This is a genomic window from Actinomadura sp. NBRC 104425, from assembly GCF_030269545.1.
Classification (GTDB): Bacteria; Actinomycetota; Actinomycetes; order Streptosporangiales; family Streptosporangiaceae; genus Spirillospora; species Spirillospora keratinilytica.
Genome location: NZ_BSTN01000007.1, coordinates 262,736 through 282,361 on the forward strand (window position 1 = coordinate 262,736; position 19,626 = coordinate 282,361).

General features: G+C 71.6%; 18 protein-coding genes and 1 tRNA gene. 8 read left to right on the top strand and 11 right to left on the bottom strand.

What is annotated here, in order from left to right; translation table 11 throughout:
* Positions 1-60: 60 nt before the first annotated feature.
* Together QSK22_RS14100 and QSK22_RS14105 are read left to right on the top strand one after the other, a co-directional pair.
* Entirely contained in the window at positions 61-210 is a 150-nt protein-coding gene (locus tag QSK22_RS14100; protein WP_285494572.1) for a hypothetical protein, read from the top strand.
* 179 nt (positions 211-389) lie between these two features.
* Complete coding sequence (locus QSK22_RS14105; protein ID WP_285494574.1) at positions 390-1,028, top strand: class I SAM-dependent methyltransferase; 639 nt, start codon at positions 390-392, stop codon at positions 1,026-1,028.
* 155 nt (positions 1,029-1,183) lie between these two features.
* Here the strand turns inward: QSK22_RS14105 and QSK22_RS14110 are convergent, their stop codons facing one another.
* The gene (locus QSK22_RS14110; RefSeq protein WP_285494575.1) at positions 1,184-2,356 is read right to left on the bottom strand and encodes a sensor histidine kinase; all 1,173 of its coding nucleotides are present in this window, start codon (positions 2,354-2,356) and stop codon (positions 1,184-1,186) included.
* 235 nt (positions 2,357-2,591) lie between these two features.
* Between QSK22_RS14110 and QSK22_RS14115 the strand changes: the two genes are divergently transcribed.
* Entirely contained in the window at positions 2,592-3,497 is a 906-nt protein-coding gene (locus QSK22_RS14115) for an alpha/beta fold hydrolase (protein ID WP_285494577.1), read from the top strand.
* 56 nt (positions 3,498-3,553) lie between these two features.
* On the opposite strand, the gene QSK22_RS14120 is transcribed toward QSK22_RS14115, so the two are convergent.
* The gene (locus QSK22_RS14120) at positions 3,554-4,027 is read right to left on the bottom strand and encodes a pyridoxamine 5'-phosphate oxidase family protein (RefSeq protein WP_285494578.1); all 474 of its coding nucleotides are present in this window, start codon (positions 4,025-4,027) and stop codon (positions 3,554-3,556) included.
* Positions 4,027-5,505, bottom strand: coding sequence for an MFS transporter (locus QSK22_RS14125; protein ID WP_285494579.1), 1,479 nt, complete (start codon positions 5,503-5,505; stop codon positions 4,027-4,029). The genes QSK22_RS14120 and QSK22_RS14125 overlap by 1 nt, the downstream gene beginning before the upstream one ends.
* A gap of 92 nt (positions 5,506-5,597) precedes the next feature.
* Here QSK22_RS14125 and QSK22_RS14130 point away from each other — a divergent pair, with 92 nt between their 5' ends.
* Together QSK22_RS14130 and QSK22_RS14135 are read left to right on the top strand one after the other, a co-directional pair.
* Positions 5,598-6,080, top strand: a complete 483-nt coding sequence (locus QSK22_RS14130) for a winged helix-turn-helix transcriptional regulator (protein WP_285494580.1) — start codon at positions 5,598-5,600, stop codon at positions 6,078-6,080.
* 86 nt (positions 6,081-6,166) lie between these two features.
* Positions 6,167-8,545 (top strand): excinuclease ABC subunit UvrA, encoded by a 2,379-nt coding sequence (locus QSK22_RS14135; protein ID WP_285494581.1) that lies wholly within the window; start codon positions 6,167-6,169, stop codon positions 8,543-8,545.
* A gap of 46 nt (positions 8,546-8,591) precedes the next feature.
* On the opposite strand, the gene QSK22_RS14140 is transcribed toward QSK22_RS14135, so the two are convergent.
* Both QSK22_RS14140 and QSK22_RS14145 read right to left on the bottom strand, forming a co-directional pair.
* Entirely contained in the window at positions 8,592-8,960 is a 369-nt protein-coding gene (locus QSK22_RS14140; RefSeq protein WP_285494582.1) for a group I truncated hemoglobin, read from the bottom strand.
* Between the two features lie 1,188 nt (positions 8,961-10,148).
* Entirely contained in the window at positions 10,149-10,319 is a 171-nt protein-coding gene (locus QSK22_RS14145; RefSeq protein ID WP_285494583.1) for a hypothetical protein, read from the bottom strand.
* Between the two features lie 174 nt (positions 10,320-10,493).
* Between QSK22_RS14145 and QSK22_RS14150 the strand changes: the two genes are divergently transcribed.
* Positions 10,494-10,583: transfer RNA gene (locus QSK22_RS14150), tRNA-Ser, on the top strand.
* Between the two features lie 60 nt (positions 10,584-10,643).
* On the opposite strand, the gene QSK22_RS14155 is transcribed toward QSK22_RS14150, so the two are convergent.
* The 6 genes from QSK22_RS14155 to QSK22_RS33765 are packed head-to-tail and all read right to left on the bottom strand — an operon-like array spanning position 10,644 to position 16,932.
* Positions 10,644-12,236 carry a putative type IV secretion/conjugal transfer ATPase gene (locus QSK22_RS14155; RefSeq protein ID WP_285494584.1) on the bottom strand — a complete coding sequence of 531 codons (1,593 nt, stop codon included), beginning with the start codon at positions 12,234-12,236 and terminating at the stop codon, positions 10,644-10,646.
* Positions 12,233-13,717, bottom strand: a complete 1,485-nt coding sequence (locus QSK22_RS14160) for an SCO6880 family protein (protein WP_285494585.1) — start codon at positions 13,715-13,717, stop codon at positions 12,233-12,235. Before QSK22_RS14160 ends, QSK22_RS14155 begins: the two co-directional genes overlap by 4 nt.
* Positions 13,704-15,254, bottom strand: a complete 1,551-nt coding sequence (locus QSK22_RS14165) for a hypothetical protein (protein WP_285494586.1) — start codon at positions 15,252-15,254, stop codon at positions 13,704-13,706. Before QSK22_RS14165 ends, QSK22_RS14160 begins: the two co-directional genes overlap by 14 nt.
* Before the next feature lies 1 nt (position 15,255).
* The gene (locus tag QSK22_RS14170; protein ID WP_285494588.1) at positions 15,256-16,011 is read right to left on the bottom strand and encodes a DUF8175 domain-containg protein; all 756 of its coding nucleotides are present in this window, start codon (positions 16,009-16,011) and stop codon (positions 15,256-15,258) included.
* Entirely contained in the window at positions 16,008-16,307 is a 300-nt protein-coding gene (locus tag QSK22_RS14175; RefSeq protein ID WP_285494589.1) for a hypothetical protein, read from the bottom strand. The genes QSK22_RS14170 and QSK22_RS14175 overlap by 4 nt, the downstream gene beginning before the upstream one ends.
* Complete coding sequence (locus QSK22_RS33765; protein WP_352231449.1) at positions 16,300-16,932, bottom strand: DUF6668 family protein; 633 nt, start codon at positions 16,930-16,932, stop codon at positions 16,300-16,302. Before QSK22_RS33765 ends, QSK22_RS14175 begins: the two co-directional genes overlap by 8 nt.
* Positions 16,933-17,688: 756 nt before the next feature.
* On the opposite strand from QSK22_RS33765, the gene QSK22_RS14185 reads away from it, so the two are divergent.
* On the top strand, positions 17,689-18,636 hold the full coding sequence (locus tag QSK22_RS14185; RefSeq protein ID WP_285494592.1) for a lytic transglycosylase domain-containing protein: 948 nt from the start codon (positions 17,689-17,691) through the stop codon (positions 18,634-18,636).
* Between the two features lie 25 nt (positions 18,637-18,661).
* A complete protein-coding gene (locus QSK22_RS14190; RefSeq protein WP_285494593.1) occupies positions 18,662-19,264 on the top strand; it encodes a hypothetical protein in 603 nt (200 codons plus the stop codon).
* Positions 19,265-19,626: the final 362 nt, after the last annotated feature.

Genomic DNA, 19,626 nt, shown 5'->3' on the forward strand with positions numbered 1-19,626 from the left:
GGGCAGGGGCCCCGCCTGCCGGGGACGTGTCGGCCGCCGCTCTCCGCACACGACCACCTTATGCAGCGCAGCCCGAAAGCCGGCGCCGTGGGCACGGTGCTGCTGGACGTCAGCAGCGCCGACCTGCTCAGACGAGTCACGCGCATCGACACCGCCGCGGCCGCCGCTTCGGTCCCCTGCGCGGCCTGGTGCCTGTCGCCACCGCGCTGAACACCGACATCGCCGTCCGCGACCATTGACCAGAGCGAGAAGCCGGGGCGCCGGGACTGACCGCTCCGCCGAGCAGGCGCCCGCACCAGAGGCGGTCCTTTGACCGCCGTCGGGATGTCGCCGGAGCCGTGAGCGGGTTCGAAGTCTTGGGCGGCGCGCGGGACCTAGGATCGTCGCCCGTGACCGAAGCCGCCTCTTATCTCAGGACGACAGCGGACGCCTACGACGCCGTCGCCGCCCTCTACTCCGAGCTCTTCCGGGACGCGCTCGACGACCAGCCGCTGGACCGCGCCTCGCTCGCCGTGTTCGCCGAGCTCGTACGGAACGCCGGAGGAGGACCCGTCGCCGAGCTCGGGTGCGGCCCCGGACATGTGACGGCGCACCTGCACGGCCTGGGACTGGACGTCTTCGGTATCGACCTGTCGCCGGCGATGATCGACCTCGCCCGCGAGGCTTATCCCAACCTGCGCTTCGACGTCGGTTCGATGGACGCCCTGGACCTCGCCGACGGGGAACTGGCCGGCATCGTGTCCTGGTACTCGGTGATCCACACGCCGCCGCAGGAGCTGCCGCGGTACTTCAGCGAGTTCCGGCGGGTGCTGGCGCCGGGCGGTCACCTGCTGCTCGCCTTCTTCGAGTCCGAGGGCGACCCGGTGACGGTCTTCGACCACAAGGTGACGCCAGCCTACCGGTGGCCGGTCGACGACATGGCCGCGCTGGCACGCCGGGCCGGTTTCACCGAGGTCGGCCGTGTGCTGCGCGAGCCCCACGAGGCGGAGCGGTTCCGCCATGGCCGCCTGCTGATGCAGACTCAGTAGGCTCGGCCGGGCCGCAGCACCTCGCGTGCTGGACGTGGACGGTGCCGGGAGCGACGCGGTCAGCTGAGAACATGCCGCTACCCGTCCCGGTGGCCGGCGCGGAGGGGTGGCTCTGGCCGCGCATGCGGCGGGGTACCCGGCCCTGGTGTTCACCATCACGATCCACCGGACGCACCCTGGTCCTGTCTTGGGATGCGGGCGCGGACGAGGAAGCCGCCGTCGGGTTGCGGGTCCGCGGTGAAGTCGCCGCCCAACGCGTCGATGCGTTCCCGGAGCCCGGCCAGGCCCCGCCCGCTTCCGCCGGGGGACGCGGCGCGCGAACCGGTGCCGTCGGTGCTGACCTCCACGGTGATCTCCTTCTCGCCATGGCGCACGCCGACCGCCGTGCGGCTGCCATGGGCGTACTTGAGGGCGTTGGTCAAAGCCTCCTGCACCACCCGGAAGGCCACCAGTTCGGCGCTGCCGCCGGCCCGTGCCGGGGTGCCCTCCATGGTGAACTCCACCGGCTGCCCCGCCTGGCGCGTCTGCTCCACCAGCGCGTGCAGGTCGCCGGTGGACGGTGTCCTGTCGGCGGCGCCCTGGTGGTCGGGGTTGAGCACGTCCAGCAGGTGCCGCAGGTCGGTGATGGCGCGCCGCCCGGCATCGGTCACAGAGCGCAAAGTCTCGTCGAAACGGTCGGGCGCGGCGGTCAGATACCGGGCCGCCTCGGCCTGCACCACCATCGCCGTCACATGGTGGCTCACCACGTCGTGCAGGTCGCGGGCGATGCGGGCGCGTTCGGCCGCGCGGGTCGCCTCGGCGACGCGGCGGCGGCGTTCCGCCTCGGCCAGCCGCGTGGACCGCCACCAGGCCCCGGCGCCCCACGTGCCCGCCAGAGCCAGGTAGAACGTCACGAAGCCCGCCGCCCCCTCGGTCGAGCCGAGCCGGTCCAGCGCGACCGCCATCAGCGCGTACGCCGCCGACAGCCCGATCACGGTGAGGCGCCGGTGCCGCTCCAGATGGGCGCCCGCGCTCATCAACGCCAACGGCAGCGCGGTGCCCGCGACCAGGTGGTAGCGGCGCAGCTCGGCGACGATGAAAGCGAAAGACACCAGGTAGAGGCAGACGGCCGGCCACCGCCGCCGCACGGCCAGCGGGAAGCACTCCAGGGCGAGCACCCCGTAGGCCAGCGCGTCGAGGGGACGGGGCGGCAGGTCGCCGACCTGCGTCTCGTAGCCGTGGAACGCCGGCAGCAGCGAGGTGACGGCCAGCAGCAGTGCGAGCGGAAGGTCACGTACGGTGACGTCGCACCGCCGCCATTCATCCCGGACCTTCCGTAGGTCGATCACTGGGAGAGGGTAGCGGTCATAGCGGCCGCGGCGGAGCAAAAGTCGGATAGCGGGCTCGGTCGGCCCGGCCCGCGGCGACGTTGTCCCCCGTGCGAGCTACCGGCGAATGTCCACCTGGCGGTGACGATTCCCGGGCGGTCGATTCCGTAGCTTTTCGGCATGGCCGGGACGGTCCGGCCGCCCTTTCCGTCACAGCGCCGCGTGATTCGGCTCGGCGCCGGTTCTGGAGGAGAACATGCTCGGCAAGATCAAGGCTTCCGTTGTGGTCGCGCTGTGCGGCACCGTGCTCGGGGCGGGGCTGGTCGGCGGCGGCAGCGCCTTGGCGGACGAGGCCCCGCTCGCCTCCACGGCGCGCAAGGCCGAGCCGATCTTCGGAACCGAGAAGATCGATGTTGACGGCCGGGCGGTGAACGTGTCCTGCACGGGCGTCCCGGCGAAGGGCAGGCCGGTCATCGTCCTGATGCCCGGTATGGGGGACGGGCTTGACAAGATGGCCGCCCTCCAGAAGACCCTGAGCAAGAAGAACCGGGTGTGCTCCTACGACCGGCTCGGCGAGGGCGCGAGCGACCAGCCGGACGGCCCGCAGACCTTCTCCAGCACCGGGAAGGTCCTGACCGGGGTGCTCGACCGGGTCGCCGGCGACCGTCCGGTCGTCCTGGCCGGGCACTCGCTGGGCGGGCTGATCGCCGCCCGGTACGCCCCCGACCACCGGGACAGGGTCAAGGGGCTGGTCCTGATGGACGCCACCTCGCCGACGATGCTCAGCGACATCAAGAAGGCGATCCCCGAGTCCGCCACGGGAGCGGCGGCCGACTTGCGGGCACAGAACCTCGCGGTGTTCCAGGGGCAGAACCCGGAGCAGCTCGTCATCACCGACGGGAAGGTGCGTTCCGCCGGACGGATCCCGGTCGAGGTGATCCAGCACGGGAAGCCGTACCTCGCGGCCATCCCCGAGTACGGGCCGAGCCTGGAGCGGGCCTGGGCCGCCGGCCAGCGCAAGTGGCTCGCGCTGTCCAGCCGCGGCAGGCTGAGCACCGCCACGGAAAGCGAGCACTACATCTACCTCGACCAGCCCCGTGTCGCCGTCCGCGCCATCGAGCGCGTCACCGCCCAGGTCGCACGCCAGGCCAAGCGCAGGTGACACAGCCGGTCGCGGCCGGTGGAGGGATGGCGCCCTCCACCGGCCGTTCCGCTCGGTCAGGACCGCCACATGCGGCTGTGCAGGTCGGTGCCGCGGACCACCTGGACGCGCCACGGCTCCAGGCGCAGGACGTGGAACTGCGGATCGGCGGGCCCCCGCCAGAAGTTTCCGCAGTCGTAGCCCGCGCCGGGCGGGCTGCCTTTGCGGTACAGGTCCCACACGCGCCGCTTGACGTCCATGTCCTCGACCCATTCGGCGACGGTGTCGACGTACACGGCGTTCTGCCGCGGTGACCAGTAGGAGAAGGTGGTGTGCGGGTTGTTCGCCAGGTGCGCCGCCTTCACCGGTGTCCTGAACGTGGCGAGCCAGCCCAGCGGACGCCCGTCCACGACCTCCCAGACGGGGATCAGCACCCGGGCGCGCGGCCGCCCCTTCGCGTCGACCGTGGTCATGGTCGCGTACACGATGTCACCGATGTAGGAGTCGAACGCGTCGCGGATCGCGGCGAACGACGACACTTTCGTGGCCATCAGGCGCTCCTTGTCGGCTGCTGCTCGGCGGGGATGGAGGGGGTGTCGACGGTGGCCGCCGTGCGGCGGTGCAGGCCGGTGCTGATGGTGACCGTGCCGAGGGCGGCCATGACGACGGGCACCACCAGCGCGGTGCGGACGGCGTCCACCCCGGCCGTCGACGAGCCGCCGGCCTCGCCGAGCGCGGCCACGTGCACCGCGGTGACGGCGGAGACACCGAACGCGGCGCCGAACTGGAACGCCGTGTACAGCAGCCCGCCGGCCAGGCCCTGCTCGGACTCGTCCACCCCCTCGGTGGCGGCGATGGTGATCGGCCCGTACGCCATCGCGAACGCCACCCCGATGAGGAGCACCGACGGAAGCATGGCGGCGTAGGGCCAGTCCTGCTCCACCCGCAGGAACAGCGCGTACGCCAGCGTGACCAGCACGAATCCCCCGAAGATCACCCGCATGTTGCCGAACCGGCGGACCAGCACGGGCGTCAGCGTGGGCGCCAGCACCGCGTCCAGTCCGAGCAGCGCCATCGCCAGCCCGGTCTGGATCGTCGACCAGCCCCGCACCTCCTGCAGGTAGAGCGTCACCAGGAACTGGAAGCCGAAGAAGCCGCCGGTCAGCAGCAGCGCGGCCAGGTTGGCCCGCACCAGCGGCGCCGAGCGCAGCACGCCCGGACGCACCAGCGGCGCGGCGGCGCGCCGTTCGATCGCGACGAAGGCGCCGAGCAGGGCCGGCCCGGCGGCGAACACGGCGGCCGTCCAGCCCCACCCGTCGGCGGGGTGCTCCAGCCGGACCACCCCGTACACCAGCAGCATCATCGACCCGGTCACGGTGACGGCTCCGGCCAGGTCGAAGTCGCCGAATCCGCGCCGGGCCGTCCGGTCGCCGTGTAGCGCGCGCAGCACCGGGACGCCGGCCAGCAGGATCAGCAGCGACAACGCGACCGGCGCGAAGAACACCCAGCGCCAGTGGACGGCGGTGAGCAGCCCCCCGACGACCATCCCCAGGGAGAAGCCGCCCGCGGCCGTCCCCGCGTAGAGCAGCAGGGCACGGTCGCGGACGGGCCCTTCGGCGAACCCTGTGGTGATGAGCGACAGCCCGGCGGGGGCCATGAACCCGGCGGCCACGCCCGTGACGAAACGGGCCGTCAGCAGTATCCAGCCCTCGGTCGCCAGGCCGCCGAGGCCGGAGAAGACGACGAAGACCGCAAGCCACCACAGGAACATGCGGCGGCGTCCCAGCAGGTCGGCGGCGCGCCCGCCGAGCAGCATGAAACCGCCGTAGCCGAGCACGTACGCGCTGACCACGCCGCTGAGCGTGCCGGTCGACAGCCCGAGGTCGGCCCGGATGGACGGCAGCGCGACGTTCAGCATCGCGATGTCGATGCCCTCGAGGAAGATCGCGCCGCATAGCACGAACAGCAGGCCGAGCGCCCGCGCGTCCATGCGGTCCACCTGGCCGGGTGGCGACTGCGCTGTGGACATGGGGATTCCCCTCCAAAAGGGGCGGGTCCGTGACGAACCCGCCATCGGTTCCTTCTTGTAACCGGCAGCATCATCAGGAACTATTGCCGACCATGGAAGACGGAACTTCCCGGTCCCTTGGTTACTGCGGGGATACCGACAGCGAGGCCAGGCAGTGGGACACGCGCGCCGACTGCGAGGTCCGCCAGATCCTCGACCGCATCGCCGACAAGTGGTCGCTGCTCGTCATCGCGCTGCTCGACCAGTGCCCCATGCGCTTCACCGAGCTGCGCCGCGAGGTGGACGGCATCAGCCAGCGCATGCTGAGCAAGACGCTGCGCTGCCTGGAACGCGACGGCCTGGTCAGCCGCACGGTGCACGCCACCGTCCCGCCCCGCGTCGACTACGCCCTCACCCCGATGGGGCAGACCCTGCACGCCACCATCCGCGCCCTGGTCACCTGGACCGAGGAGCACCGGCAGCAGATCGCCGAGGCCCGCGACGCCTACGACCGGCGCATCGCGGCCGAGAAGGAAGCCGCCGCGCAGGAGGCCGCCGAACGCGACGAGATCGCCCGCCGCGTCCTGGCGCGTTGAACCGCCGGGCGGCGGTGCGGCACCGATCGGGCCGATCCGGTGCCGAAGGGAAGCTCCACGCCCGGACGTCGCCTAGCGTGAACGCCATGGAGACCGCCGCTCACGAGAGCCGCCCGGCGCACATCGCCGACAGCCACGACATGATCCGCGTGCACGGCGCGCGCGAGAACAACCTGAAGGACGTCAGCATCGAAATTCCCAAGCGTCGGCTGACGGTGTTCACCGGGGTCTCCGGTTCGGGCAAGAGCTCGCTGGTGTTCTCGACGATCGCCGCGGAGTCGCAGCGGATGATCAACGAGACGTACACCGCGTTCGTCCAGGGGTTCATGCCCACGATGGCGCGGCCGGACGTCGACGTCCTCGACGGGCTGACCACCGCGATCATCGTCGACCAGGAGCGGCCGGGCGGCGACCCGCGCTCCACCGTCGGCACCCTCACCGACGCCAACGCGCTGCTGCGCATCCTGTTCAGCCGCCTGGGGGAGCCGCATATCGGCTCGCCCCAGGCGTTCTCCTTCAACGTCCCGTCGGTCCGGGCGGCCGGTGCGGTCACCGTCGAGCGCGGCGCCAAGAAGACCGAGAAGGTGACCTTCACCCGGACCGGCGGCATGTGCCCCGACTGCGAAGGGCGGGGCACGGTCTCCGACATCGACGTCACCCAGCTGTACGACGCGGACAAGTCGCTCAACGAGGGCGCCATCACCGTGCCCGGCTTCAAGGCGGGTGGCTGGTCGGTGCGCTTCTACACCGAGTCGGGGTTCCTCGACCCGGACAAGCCGATCCGCGACTACACCGAGCGGGAGTTGCACGACTTCCTCTACCGGGAGCCGACCAAGGTCAAGATCGGGGGCATCAACCTGACCTACGAGGGCCTGGTGGTCCAGGTCAGAAGGTCGTTCCTGGCGAAGGACCGGGAGTCGATGCGGCCGCACATCCGGGCGTTCGTGGACCGGATCGCCACCTTCGCCGTCTGCCCCGAGTGCGACGGCACCCGGCTGAGCGCACCGGCCCGGTCGTCGAAGATCAAGGGCGCCAACATCGCCGACCTGTGCGCGATGCAGGTCAGCGACCTGGCCGAGTGGGTGCGGGAGCTGGACGAGCCGTCGGCGCGGCCGCTGCTCACCAAACTGCAGCACACCCTCGACAAGTTCGTCGAGATCGGCCTGGGCTACCTGTCGCTGGACCGCCCGTCCGGCACGCTGTCCGGCGGCGAGGCGCAGCGCGTCAAGATGGTCCGCCACCTCGGCTCCGCGCTCACCGACGTCACCTACGTGTTCGACGAGCCCACCGCCGGCCTGCACCCGCACGACATCCAGCGCATGAACGACCTGCTGCTGCAGCTGCGCGACAAGGGCAACACCGTGCTCGTCGTGGAGCACAAGCCGGAGACGATCGTGATCGCCGACCACGTCGTCGACCTCGGCCCCGGCGCCGGCACCCACGGCGGCGCCGTCTGCTTCGAGGGCTCGGTCGACGGGCTGCGCGGCAGCGGCACGCTCACCGGCCGGCACCTGGACGACCGGGCCGTGCTCAAGGACCGGGTGCGCACGCCGAACGGCAAGATCGCAATCCGCGGGGCGAACACCAACAACCTGCGCAACGTCGACGTCGACATCCCGCTCGGGGTGCTGGTCGTCGTCACCGGCGTCGCCGGGTCCGGCAAGAGCTCGCTCGTGCACGGCTCCATGCCCGCCAACGTCGGCGTGGTGTCGGTCGACCAGTCGCCGATCCGCGGCTCGCGCCGCAGCAACCCGGCCACCTACACCGGGCTGCTGGACCCGATCCGCAAGGCGTTCGCGAAGGCCAACGGCGTCAAGCCGGCCCTGTTCAGCGCCAACTCCGAAGGCGCCTGCCCCGCCTGCAACGGCGCCGGGGTCGTCTACACCGACCTTGGCATGATGCACGGCGTCTCGACCACCTGCGAGGAGTGCGAGGGCAGGCGGTTCCAGGCGTCGGTGCTGGAGTACCGCCTCGGCGGCCGGGACATCAGCGAGGTGCTGGCGATGCCGGTCGCCGAGGCCGAGCAGTTCTTCGGCGCGGGCGAGGCGCGCATTCCGGCCGCGCACGCCATCCTCCGCCGACTGGTGGACGTCGGGCTCGGCTACCTCGGGCTCGGCCAGCCGCTGACGACCTTGTCGGGCGGCGAGCGGCAGCGGCTCAAGCTCGCCGTGCACCTGGGCGACGAGGGCGGCGTCTATGTGCTGGACGAGCCGACCACCGGCCTGCACCTGGCCGACATCGAAAACCTGCTCGGCCTGCTCGACCGGCTGGTGGACGCGGGCAGGTCCGTCATCGTGGTCGCGCACCACCAGGCGGTCATGGCCCACGCCGACTGGATCATCGACCTCGGCCCCGGCGCCGGCCACGACGGCGGCCGGATCGTCTTCCAGGGCACTCCCGCGCAGCTCGTCGCCGAACGCTCCACCCTCACCGGCGAGCACCTCGCGGCGTACGTCGGCGCCTGAGCGGGTCTTCGGCCGCGCTTCGGCGGAAAGTCCCGCCGAAGCGCGGTCAGCCGGCCTTCTCCTCGACGCTGACGATGTCGGCGCGCAGCGGTGCGAGCTTCGCGCCGATCTCGCCGATGGTGTCCTCGGGGACCTTCAGCCCGCGCAGCGTCTCGACCAGGTGGCCGACGACGGCGTCGAAGTCCTTGTCGGAGATGTTCAAGCCCGCGTGCGCGGCGGCCATGTCGCGGCCCTTGTAGATCTCCGATCCGCCGATGGCGGCGGCGATGAACGACCGCTGGTGGGACTTCAGGCGGGCCAGGTCCGTGTCGGCGAAGAAGGGGGCGAGGCTGGGATCGGCCAGCAGCCGGGCGTAGAAGTCGTCCACCGCCGCCGCCACGGCCGCCGCGCCACCGATCGAGTCGTAGATGCTCAAGACCGGCCTCCCGTCTGTCTGATCCGAGGTTCTCGCGGCCGACCGTAGGACGGCGAGGTTTCGCGGCGGTTCCCGTCCCTGGACGGCGCCGTCACAAGACCCGCACAACCGATCACCGCCCGTTGTGATACCGGCACGTCAGCGAGCAGACCGAGCGGATCACCGCGAATCGGGCGCGGCGGCGGCATGGCCGGGGGTGCCGTGCCGCTCGCCGATGGCAACGATCGAGGGGCGTCGGCCTGAATACAGGTGATTCTCGATAAAGGTGCAGTTGTGTGGCATTTGGGGGCTTTGTCGCTGGGCATCCCCAGGGGCGTGGCGCATCTGAACCGTGGCGGTGGAGGGCCTCCGCTGAGCCGGACGCCGACCGCCGCGCTCGGATCGCCGGGTAGTTGCGGCGATGTTCAGCGCGGAGCGCCGGGCTCCTTCGGTCGAGCCCGGCGTTCCCGCGTCCGCCGCGGGATGGCATGCGATGTGCGCGTCGCCGTCGCCGACGTGCCTACCAGGGGGCCGAAGCCGGGCGGCAGTGCAGGTTCGGCAGGCGTGGTCACCGCCGACGCCGCCCCTTGCGCGGACGCCGTCGTAGACGCACCCGCCGCAGGGTCTCGCTCATCCCGTAGGCGGTGTGGATGCCCGCGCCGCGCTCGCAGCCGGGCTACCCCAAGCCGAACTGCTGCCCACCTGCCCGCAGCACTGCGGCCACTGCACGCGTAGCGACCTGGTCGGCTCGATCAGTGGGCTCACCTGCACCGCCATTTCCGCCAGACGTTCGACCTGAAGCAGATGTGGCGGCGGTGATGCCGAGTGCGTTTGCTCTGAAGACGCCGACACATGCTCTCGGTGAACCAAGGCGCGGTCGCCGCCGGGGACGCGCTTCATGCATGCGGTTCACTGCGCCGCAAGCGGCCGACGTGCCGGGTGCGGTGGGCCTTGTTGGCTCGATGAGCGGGCTCTTCTGCGCTGTCGTTTGCGTCGGACGTTCGGTCCACAGCGGATGCAGGCGGTCGGCGCGGGTGCATCGCCCTCTGTCGCTGAGGTGGTGTCCGGCGGCTGAGGGGCGGCATGGGGCCGGCCAGAGTCAGAGAGAGGGTGAGAGGGAGCGCGGGTGCTTCTCGGGTGACCGGGGTTGAGCGGCCCGCCGGCGGGGTTCCACGGCCACCGGCGCGTGGACGGCGGGTCGTCCCGGTCTCACATCGTCATCCCGATGGCGATCGCGATGATCGCGACGAGGGCCACGACGGCGACGATGCCGGCGATGAGGCCGACGTTCACCCTGGCGACCTTCTCCGGCTGCGCCTGCTGCTGGAAGTTCTGGAACTGCTGCGTCGACCCTGCCGGATCGTTGGGTGTCTGCGACATGCGGACGAGGATACGGAGGATTTCGATGGGATTCAGGGTGAATGCCGCGAACGGTCTGGCTCTGTCGGCCCCACGTCCGACCTGCGGCGCCACCGGCCTGCCCTGCGGCACCGTCGCGCCCGCAAAGCCTGTGACCTCACCTCGGGCTTGGCGCTATCGTGGGGGCTGCTCACTGGAGGCTTCGCATAGTGGACGAGTGCGACGGTCTTGAAAACCGTTGAGTCGGTAGCCCCGGCTCCGTGGGTTCGAATCCCACAGCCTCCGCCGTGTACGGCCGCTCTCGTCACCGGGGCTCGGTGACGAGAGCGGCGTCGACGGCGCACATCACAGGCGCTTGGGCTTGGTGCTGGAGTGCGCCCAGCGCTTGTTGGTGTCGTTGACCTCCCGCTCCGCGGCGGTCAACTCGACCTTGAACGGGATGCCCGGACGGCCGCCGACCTTGACCAGGAACTTGCCCCGGCCGGGCGGCTCGCCGTCCCGGTTCAGCGTCGGGTCCCAGGACGGCGGCGTCGACCAGTCCACGATCATGCTCTGCTCGGCGGTGGACAGCCGGACCACCTCGTTGACCATGGGCATCTCTGCCTGCGGCAGGCCGCCGCAGATGACCATGCCCGCGCGTTCGGCGAAGCCCTTGGCCTTGAGCTGGTCGGCGGGGTCCGGCAGCGCCAGCAGGTCGGCCATGGTGTGCGTGATCATCGCCTGGCCGAGCCCGCGCTGGCGGTTGAGGCGGGTGAGCGCGTCCACCCGGTCCACCAGGCCCCGTCCGGCGCGCAGCACCCGCCACAGCTCGTCGAGGACGACGAAGAAGTGCCGCTGGGGGCCCAAGCCCTGGTCGGCCAGGGCATGGGAGGCCTCCACCGCGCCGAACCCGTCCGACCAGCACGCCAGCAGCACGGCCGCCTGGAGCTCGGCGTCGGCGTCGTCGATCCCGCTGATGTCGATGCACACGCCGCCGGGGGAGTCCAGCCTGATCGGGGTGGTGGTGTGGTGGGCGAACGTCTCCCCCATCGGCCCGTCCAGCAGGCCGAGCAGCGAGGCGTGCAGCGGGTCCACGGCCTTGCGGTAGCGCTCCTCGCTGCCCCGCGCGAGGGTGACGCTGCGCAGCCGCTCCGGCCCCTCGTCGATCACCTTGATCAGGTCCGGCAGGATCGGCACGCCCTTGTGCCGTTCATCCAGCACCCGCAGCGCGGCGTTCAGGATGGTGCGCTCGGTGTCGGCGATGGGTGTGCCGCGCAGGACCGTCACCAGCGCGGCGACCATGTTCAGCCGACGGCCGTGCGCGTCGGCCGCCAGCTTGGCGCGCGCGTCGCCGGACAGCTTGGCCGCGGCGGCGGCCGTCTCCCCCGGGTCGAGCACGTTCAGCGAGCCCAGCCCGCGGCCGAGCTTGATGATCTGCCCGCCCAGCGCGCGGATCAGGTCGACGTAGTCGGGCTTGAGGTCGCCGAGCACCATGGGGAACACGCCGTAGCCGGTCAGCCCCACCACCATGCGCCGGATCAGCGTCGACTTGCCCAGGCCCGGCTTGCCCAGCACCAGTACGGAGGGGTTGTGGATCAGCCCCGCGCGCTGGAACCAGGAGATCGGGTCGCAGCACAGCGTGGTCCCGCCCATCAGCTCCCGGCCGAGCGGCACCCCCACCATGGGCGTGCCCGACCCGGCGCCGAACGGCCACAGGCCGCACACCTGGACGGTGGTGCCGCGCCACTCCGGCGGCGCCTCCACGTACCCGGCGCGGCCGCCGCCCCGCCCGGCGAAGCCGCGCATGCCGGGCCGGGGCGCCGCGGGGGACCTGCGCTCGGACGCGTGGTCGCCCTTTTTCTTCTTCGCCTTCTTCTTGTTCTTCTTGCGGTTCTCGTCGCCTGCCGCCGGTCCGATGCCCGCGGCCGGGTGGGAGAGCGGATCGGTTGAGGTGCTCACATCGCCTCCCGCACCATCGCAGGAACCTGGAGGTGGTCAGGCAGCACGATGCCGAGGGGCAGGGCCGCCGCGAACGCCGCCGCCTGCGACCCGTACATGCGCCGCAGCTGCACCCGGGCGGGCGGCGCGAGCGTATCGATCGCCGCGGTCGCCAGCGACAGCTCCTCCACCGACCGCACCGTGGCGGTGACCAGCATCGCGAACCGCACCAGCCCGGCGCCCTTGGCCTCCTCGCGGGCGGACTGGTCCGCCGCCGCGACGGCGACCGCGTCCCGCGCGGCGGTCTGGGCGCCGGATATGCGGAACCGGGCGTCCTTGCGGTCCCGCTCCACGATCTTGGCCGCCGCGCCCGGGTCGTACGGCCGGTACAGGAGCGTCACGCGCTTGCGGGCGATGTCCCGGTGCGGGGACACCAGCCCGGTCAGCACGTTGGACAGCACCTCGCCGCGCGGCGCCTCCGACATGCCCCAGGTGACCGAGACGCCCGAGTCGTGGACGTACCGGTCCCAGTACTCCTGCGCCGCGACGGGACCGGCGTTGTCCCAGCTGATCTCCTCGTCGCCGAGGGTCTCCAGCAGCGACTGCGCGTCCGGGTCGTAGGCCACCCGCACGGCCTTGGCCAGCTCCGTCGCGGTCAGCGGACGGGCGGTTCCGGCGCCGGTCATCGCCAGGTTCGCGGTGAGCCCGGGGATGCGGGTGCCGATCTCGCGGGCCATCTCCTCCATGGTGCGGCGCTTGGCGCCCGGCCGCGGCGCGGCCGAGTAGGTGACCGCGACCCTGGTGGAGACCTGGGCGCTGCCGGCCGGGTAGGTCCGGGCGATCTCCTCCAGGGTCTGCCGGGCCAGCTCCGGGGCGTTAGGGTCGACATTGCCCTCGACCTCCCGCTGGAGCCGGTAGCCCAGGTCGGGCGCCGTCTCGATGGTCACGCTGGCGGCGACCAGGCTCGGTTCGAACGCCAGAGAGGCCAGCCACTGCCCCCAGTAGGCGACCCAGGTGTCGATCTGGTCCTGGTCGACCAGGGCCGCCCCGTCGGCGGCGCACTCGAACACCGCGGTGTAGTGGCCGGTCGACGGGATCATGACCATCGCGAACGGGCGGCCGTAGGAGTCCTGCGCCTCCACCAGCCGGGACGCGGCCATCAGCCCCGGCAGGCGGTGGCTGCCGCGCGCGGTGATGCCCAGCGGCCCGGACCGGTACAGGTGCCAGCCCCGGGACCGGCCGCGCCACCAGGCGATCCGCGCGGTGGCGGCCTGCAGGGCCGTACGGCCGTGCCGGTCCTGGATCACCAGGGGCAGCATCACGACGCCCAAGACCACCGCCGCGATCACCGCGGCCCACAGCGACAGCATCGCGGACAGGGCGATCGTCACCAGGCCGAGCATGAGGATGCCGGTGCCGAGCATCCCGAGCCGGCCGATGCCGGGTGAGACGGGTTTGCGCCAGTTGCCGTAGGTGCGCTCTACACGGTTATCTGCTGCCACTCGGACCATCTCCCTCGTCGGCCGCGTTGTTCGCCGCGTTGCGTGCCGTGTCGGCGGCCTTGTCGGCGGCCGCCTTGGCGGCGCCCGCCGCCGCTCCGGCGGCCGCACCGGCCGGGCCCCCTGCGGCACCGGCCGCCGCTCCGGCGGCCGCACCGCCGCCGGCACCACCGGCCGCACCGCTGGCCGCACCACCGGCGGCCGCACCGCCGCCGGCACCACCGGCCGCGCCCGCACCGCCGCCGGCACCGCCGGCCGCGCCCGCGCCGCCTGCGGCACCGCTCGCCGGTCCGCCGCCGGAACCGCCGCCTCCGCCGGAACCTCCGCCGGAACCTCCGCCGCCGGAGCCGCCGGAGCCGCCGGAGCCGCCGGAGCTGCCGGAGCCGCCGGAGCCGCCGGAGCTGCCGGAGCTGCCGGACGGCGGCGGGTTGTCGTCGTCGCCGCCGCCTCCGCCGCCCGAACCGGACGGACCGTTCGGCCGCGTCGATCCTCCGCCGGAGGGACCGCCTCCCGAGCCGCCACCGGTCGGGCCGGCGCCGGAGGGGCCACCGCCTCCGCCGCCCGAGGAGTTGTTTCCGCCGCCGCCCCGGAGGTTGTTCACCATCCGGGCGCCCAGCGGCAGGTAGTCGGCGGCCGCGCTGGCCGCCCGCTCGGCGACGTCACCGCCGGTGTACGACACCATCGGCACGATGAACCTCATCAGCGCGGGCAGTGCCAGCACCGCCATGATGATCAGGATGAGGCCCTGGAGCTGGGCCATCGAGTCGCCGTGCATCGCCCGGAAGGCGACGGCGTAGATGGTGGCCACCACCGGCTCGTACAGCAGGTACGCCACCAGCCACGCGATCAGCTTGCGGAACCAGGCGCGGCCCTGCGGGGTGATGCTGGCCGCGCCCGCCAGCGGAAGCGCCCCGGCCAGCAGTACCAGCATCGCGCTGCGCACCACCATCATGGCGAGCTGGATCACCGACGACAGGATCGCCAGCAGGGCGACGATGAGGATCACCGCCGGCATCGCCGGCAGCAGCGCCGTGCCGAACAGCGCGCCGATCTTGCCGAGGTTGCCCTCGACGTCGCCTTCGGTGGAGGCGTCCAGAATCCACACCGAGTAGGAGTGGCCCGCCTCGATCGCCAGCCGCACCGCCGCCGTCACCGTGAAGACGGCGACGACCATGGTGATCAGCCCGGAGAACGCCTCGCGGAACGGCTCGCCGCGGCGCTGCCAGGCGGTCTTGCCCGCGGCGAACAGCAGCCCCAGCACGGCGACCCAGGTGACCAGCCAACCGGTCCGCTCGCGCATGAAGTAGACGGGGTCGTCGGGGTTCTCGCTGAGGGTGGGGTTGGGAACCTTGACCCACCACGTCAGCAGCACCTTGAGGATCTCGATCGCGGCGTCGGCGAAGGACTCGGCGACCATGTCGACGATGGACCCGGCGAGCGCCCCGCCGACCGCCTTGGCCGTGTCGTCCAGGCACCAGGGGAGGACGGGCACGAGGCCGCAGCCCGCATCGGCGGCGGCCTGTGCTGCGACGACCGACATGTCAGACACCTCCCCAGGGAGTGAAGCCGGCCAGTGACGAGACCAGCTGCTGTGAGTTCGACGGTGACCCATTCGGCTTGAGCTCGAGCTTCCAGTCGCCGGCCTGCCATTTCACGGTGACAGCGCTCACCGACATCTGGCCGCTGGAGAAGCGCATGACGAGCTGGACGACCGCGGTCTGCGGGTCGTAGGTGACGAACTGGAACCCGGCGATCTGCCCTAGACTGCCGGGCGTCACGGCGTCGACGCCGCGGTTCCCGCGCAGCTTGAGGTAGGCGTCCCTGCCAGGACCGGGGACCACCTGCTCGTTGGCGATGACACGCCACTGGCGGGAGAAGACGTAGCGGGAACTGAGGTGGACGGCGGCGATCAGCGCCCCCACCGGGGTATGCGCGAAGCAGCGGGCCACCTCACCGTCGGCACTGACGTTGAGAGGGCCCGCTGTCGACGAGTATGGCAATGCCATCGTCTTGTACACCTGCCAGGTGATCCCGGCGGGCGCTGCCGTCGGGATCTGCTGTGAGGTGTCACCCGGACTGCAGCCGTTCGCGGGAGCCTGCGGCGCGCCGTTCGCGGTGGTCGCACTGGCCTGGGGGGCGGTCGACTGCTCGGAGCGCGGTGCGGGACTGCGGATGAAGGTCACCGCGCCCAGCACCGCCACGACCGCCAGGAACCCGGCCGACATGAGGAAGGCGGGACGCCGGAACGGGCTGGAGTCCTCCAGCCCGTCATCGGTCTTCGAGTGTTGCTCGGTCATCCGACCAGGGCACCCACGAGCGCGGACGCCGAACCGGCCAGGATGCAGGCGGCGGCCACCCAGGCCAGCCCCGACGCGTGCGCGCCGCCCTCACCGTGGCGGTGCATCACCGCCATCCGGCCCGCCGCGATCAGCACGCCCGCGACGCACAGGCCGAACACGACCCATGCCACCCACCGCAGGATCTTCAGCAGCTGGTCGGCCCCGGGCGGAGCCTCGCCCTGCCCGGGGTTGGGAACGTCGGCGGCCACGGTGTGAAGCACGTCTCCCGCGGCGGTGAACAGCGTGCTAAACATGCGTTCCTCCAGTGACGATGCGTTGGAGATCGGCGGCAAGCTCGGAGAACGCCGACGGCAGTTGGATCTGGTCGGGTGGTTCTCCCAGCCTCAGCGCTTCGACCCAGGGCAGTTCCCAAACCTGTGGGAACGCACCCGAAATGAGATGCAGCAACTCCCGCAGCGGTTTCGGCCGTCGGCCGGGTGCGTCGGCGACCACCACCAGGCCGACCACGCGCACGGTCGGGAGTCCGCCGCCGGCCCACTGCCGCGCGGCGGCCTGAGCAGCGCGCAGACCGCCCGCGTGGCCGCGAGCCACCAGCACGACGTTGGCGTACGCGGGCGGGTCGGGTACCGGCCAGTACTGGCCAGAGGCCATCCCGCCTCGAACGATGCCGGCCACCGTTGACGTTCCCGCGCCGCCGTGGCAGCTGGTGAACCACCACGCGGGGCCGGGTCCGCTGTACCGGAAGAGCCCCAGCTGGCTGGTGGGCGGCGGTCCCTGGCGAGGCTGGAGCACGACATGCGGCCGCACCTTGGGCTGGTCACTCTGGGCACTCGGCGGGCTGCCCGTCATGTAGGTGGTCGCCCCTGGTACGAGGTAACGCGGCCCGGAACCGTCCAAGGGGACACCATTCATGGTCATAGTCCCTTCGACGCACCGAGGATGTCCCCTGGTTCAAAAGGCATCTCCAGGGCAGGTCGGCATGCTATAGCATCGGCGCGCCATGATCGCGGGCTTTTTGTACCGTTACAGTACAGTTGGCCTGTTGAAGGAGGTCAGGGCAAGTCAATCGGCGGTCGGCCAAGGGGCGCCACCTCCCTTGGTCAGCACAGGTGAGGGGCGATTCTTATTCGTGGCTGCAAGATTCGCCGACCCCCATGCGGATGGCTGACCAGCATCGATGTCATTCGTCCCGGCGGGGGCCAAGGCCGCGGGCCGCGGCGCCGGGCCCCGGGACGGCCCGCGGGCCGCGCCCTGCCCGCGGCACCTCCCCGAACTCCGGGGCGCCCGCCGGCGCGCAGCCCGTCCCGGAAGCCGTGAAACGCCACCGCGCCCGGCTGCGTCGGACATGTCGATGCGAGCCTTGACCCCCTACATACACCGGTACGCCCGCAGCGGCAGGCGTTCCGAAGCGTGCGCGACCGTCGCGGCCGCGGTGCGCGGCGCACGGCGCCGTGCCCGGCGGTGCGGCGCGCCGAGGCGACACGGTCGGGCCGCCCCTCGTCCGCCCGGCGCCGCCGGGCCACCCCCTGGAGGCCTGCCATGAGCTGTCATGCCGGTCGTGTCGCCGCCTTCCTGCGTTGGCGCGGTGGGCTCCGCTTTACCGATGACGGCTCCTTTTCACCGGTCACCGCGGTGGTCGGCGGCGGACTCGCATTTGTCATCACCTTTGTACTGATGGTCACCTTGTTGTTCGGCGGCGGCGCCGCCGGCGCGTGCTCGTCAGGTGGAACCGCCAATCAACCCGAGGCGTCCGAGGAGGCGAACTCCATCCCCCGCAACTATTTGCGGCTCTATCAGCAGGCCGGGCAGAAGTACGGCATTCCATGGAATGTTCTGGCGGGCATCGGCAAGGTGGAGACCGACCACGGCCGCTCCAACCTGCCCGGTGTCAAGACCGGTGAGAACTCCGCCGGCGCCGGCGGTCCCATGCAGTTCCTGCAGTCCACGTGGAACGCCTACGGGGTCGACGGCAACGGTGACGGCCGCAAGGACCGCTACGACCCCGCGGACGCCATCCCCGGCGCCGCCAACTACCTCAAGGCCAGCGGTGCACCGGAGGACATGCGCAAGGCGATCTTCGCCTACAACCACGCCGACTGGTACGTCGACGACGTCCTGGAGTGGGCCGAGAAGTACGCCAAGGGAAATTTCGAGGTCGGCGGCGACAACGGGTCGGCAGCCGCGTGCGAGCCGGGACCGCAGGCCACGGGGAACTACCCCCCCGGCACGAAGTGCCCCGCGGGGGCGGCCATGGGCGCCGAGAACATCACCAACCGGATGCGCTGCGTCCGCGACCAGATCAAGGCCCTGTTCAAGGTGCCGCGCGGCATCGGCTGCTACCGCTCCGACGGGGGCATCACCGGCGGCGGCGAACACCCGCTGGGCCGGGCCTGCGACTTCATGATCAGCAGTGGTGCGCCGACGGCGGCGGAGGCGCAGCTCGGCAGCGAGATCGCCGCCTGGGCGCAGGCCAACGCCAAGAACCTCGGCATCTACTACATCATCTACCGGCAGCGCATCTGGAACCCGTCCCGCGCGGACGAGGGCTGGCGGCTGATGGAGGACCGCGGCAGCCTCACCCAGAACCACTTCGACCACGTCCACATCTCAGTCCTCCCCTGACCCACCGAGAGAGGGACCACAAGCCATGACCCTTTCCCGGCGGCCGGGTCTCCTGCCCGCCCTGGCGGCGGCGCTGGCCATGGCCGCGACCGCGTGCGGAACGCAGGAGCCCCGCCGTCCCGCGACGGCCGCGACGACGGCCACCCCGTCGCCCACGCCGACGGCCTGCCGGCCCACGGCGCCGTCCAAGACCCCCAAGGGCGGACTGCCGGATCCGCAGGACATCGACCGGCGTGACGCCACCGCGGTCGCCCGGGCCGCGGTGACCGTGATGTGGACCGTGGACTCCGCGATCGACCGCGGCCAGCGCGACGCCTACCTGCGCGCCTGCCCCTACCTGACCGCCGATTACGCCGCCCGCGTCGCCGCCGAGCAGGCCGTCGGCCCGCTGCCGCAGCAGTGGAGGGACCACCGCGCCTACGCCGAGGTCAGTCTGGAGCTGCGGCAGCCGGAGGGAGACCTCGACCCGGACACGCCCACCATGGCGTATCGCCAGTGGCAGGTCACCGTGACCCCCACCGGCCGCGACGAATGGAAGGGCCGCACCGTGCGGGCCATCGCGTTCGTCACCCTCACCCGTCCGTCCCCTGACGCTCCCTGGCAGGTGTCCCGCGTCACCACCGCATGATCTGAGCGGAGACGCGGGCCGGCCCTGGGGTTCCGCCGGGGGCAGGCGATTTCGCAAGTCACCCGTGCTTGTCGGGAGTGAGCGGCGTGAAGGCGGGTAGAGCTTAAAGGAGTGGTAATGTTGCCGAGCTTGATGGGGGCTGTCTCATGCCCCGGGGGATGGGTGCGGCCGGGACGGCATTGGGCTCGGCCGCGTGTAAATGGGGGTCAGTCAATGTGATGCGGGGGCCTGCCTGCGAATGTGAGTCTTGCCACGAACACCGGGTGAACTTTGGGCATCTGGGCTCTCGACATCACTCGTCTCGTGTGGTTATGGTCAGTCTGATATCGCAAGAGATGTGCGTACACCTGTGTGATCAGGTG

Coding starts and splice junctions, on each gene's coding strand:
- QSK22_RS14115 (WP_285494577.1), top strand. CDS start 2,592: ATGCTCGGCAAGATCAAGGCTTCCGTTGTGGTCGCGCTGTGCGGCACC.
- QSK22_RS14120 (WP_285494578.1), bottom strand. CDS start 4,027: ATGGCCACGAAAGTGTCGTCGTTCGCCGCGATCCGCGACGCGTTCGAC.
- QSK22_RS14185 (WP_285494592.1), top strand. CDS start 17,689: ATGGTCACCTTGTTGTTCGGCGGCGGCGCCGCCGGCGCGTGCTCGTCA.
- QSK22_RS14130 (WP_285494580.1), top strand. CDS start 5,598: ATGGAAGACGGAACTTCCCGGTCCCTTGGTTACTGCGGGGATACCGAC.
- QSK22_RS14145 (WP_285494583.1), bottom strand. CDS start 10,319: ATGTCGCAGACACCCAACGATCCGGCAGGGTCGACGCAGCAGTTCCAG.
- QSK22_RS14135 (WP_285494581.1), top strand. CDS start 6,167: ATGGAGACCGCCGCTCACGAGAGCCGCCCGGCGCACATCGCCGACAGC.
- QSK22_RS14170 (WP_285494588.1), bottom strand. CDS start 16,011: ATGACCGAGCAACACTCGAAGACCGATGACGGGCTGGAGGACTCCAGC.
- QSK22_RS33765 (WP_352231449.1), bottom strand. CDS start 16,932: ATGACCATGAATGGTGTCCCCTTGGACGGTTCCGGGCCGCGTTACCTC.
- QSK22_RS14125 (WP_285494579.1), bottom strand. CDS start 5,505: ATGTCCACAGCGCAGTCGCCACCCGGCCAGGTGGACCGCATGGACGCG.
- QSK22_RS14190 (WP_285494593.1), top strand. CDS start 18,662: ATGACCCTTTCCCGGCGGCCGGGTCTCCTGCCCGCCCTGGCGGCGGCG.
- QSK22_RS14165 (WP_285494586.1), bottom strand. CDS start 15,254: ATGTCGGTCGTCGCAGCACAGGCCGCCGCCGATGCGGGCTGCGGCCTC.
- QSK22_RS14100 (WP_285494572.1), top strand. CDS start 61: ATGCAGCGCAGCCCGAAAGCCGGCGCCGTGGGCACGGTGCTGCTGGAC.
- QSK22_RS14175 (WP_285494589.1), bottom strand. CDS start 16,307: ATGTTTAGCACGCTGTTCACCGCCGCGGGAGACGTGCTTCACACCGTG.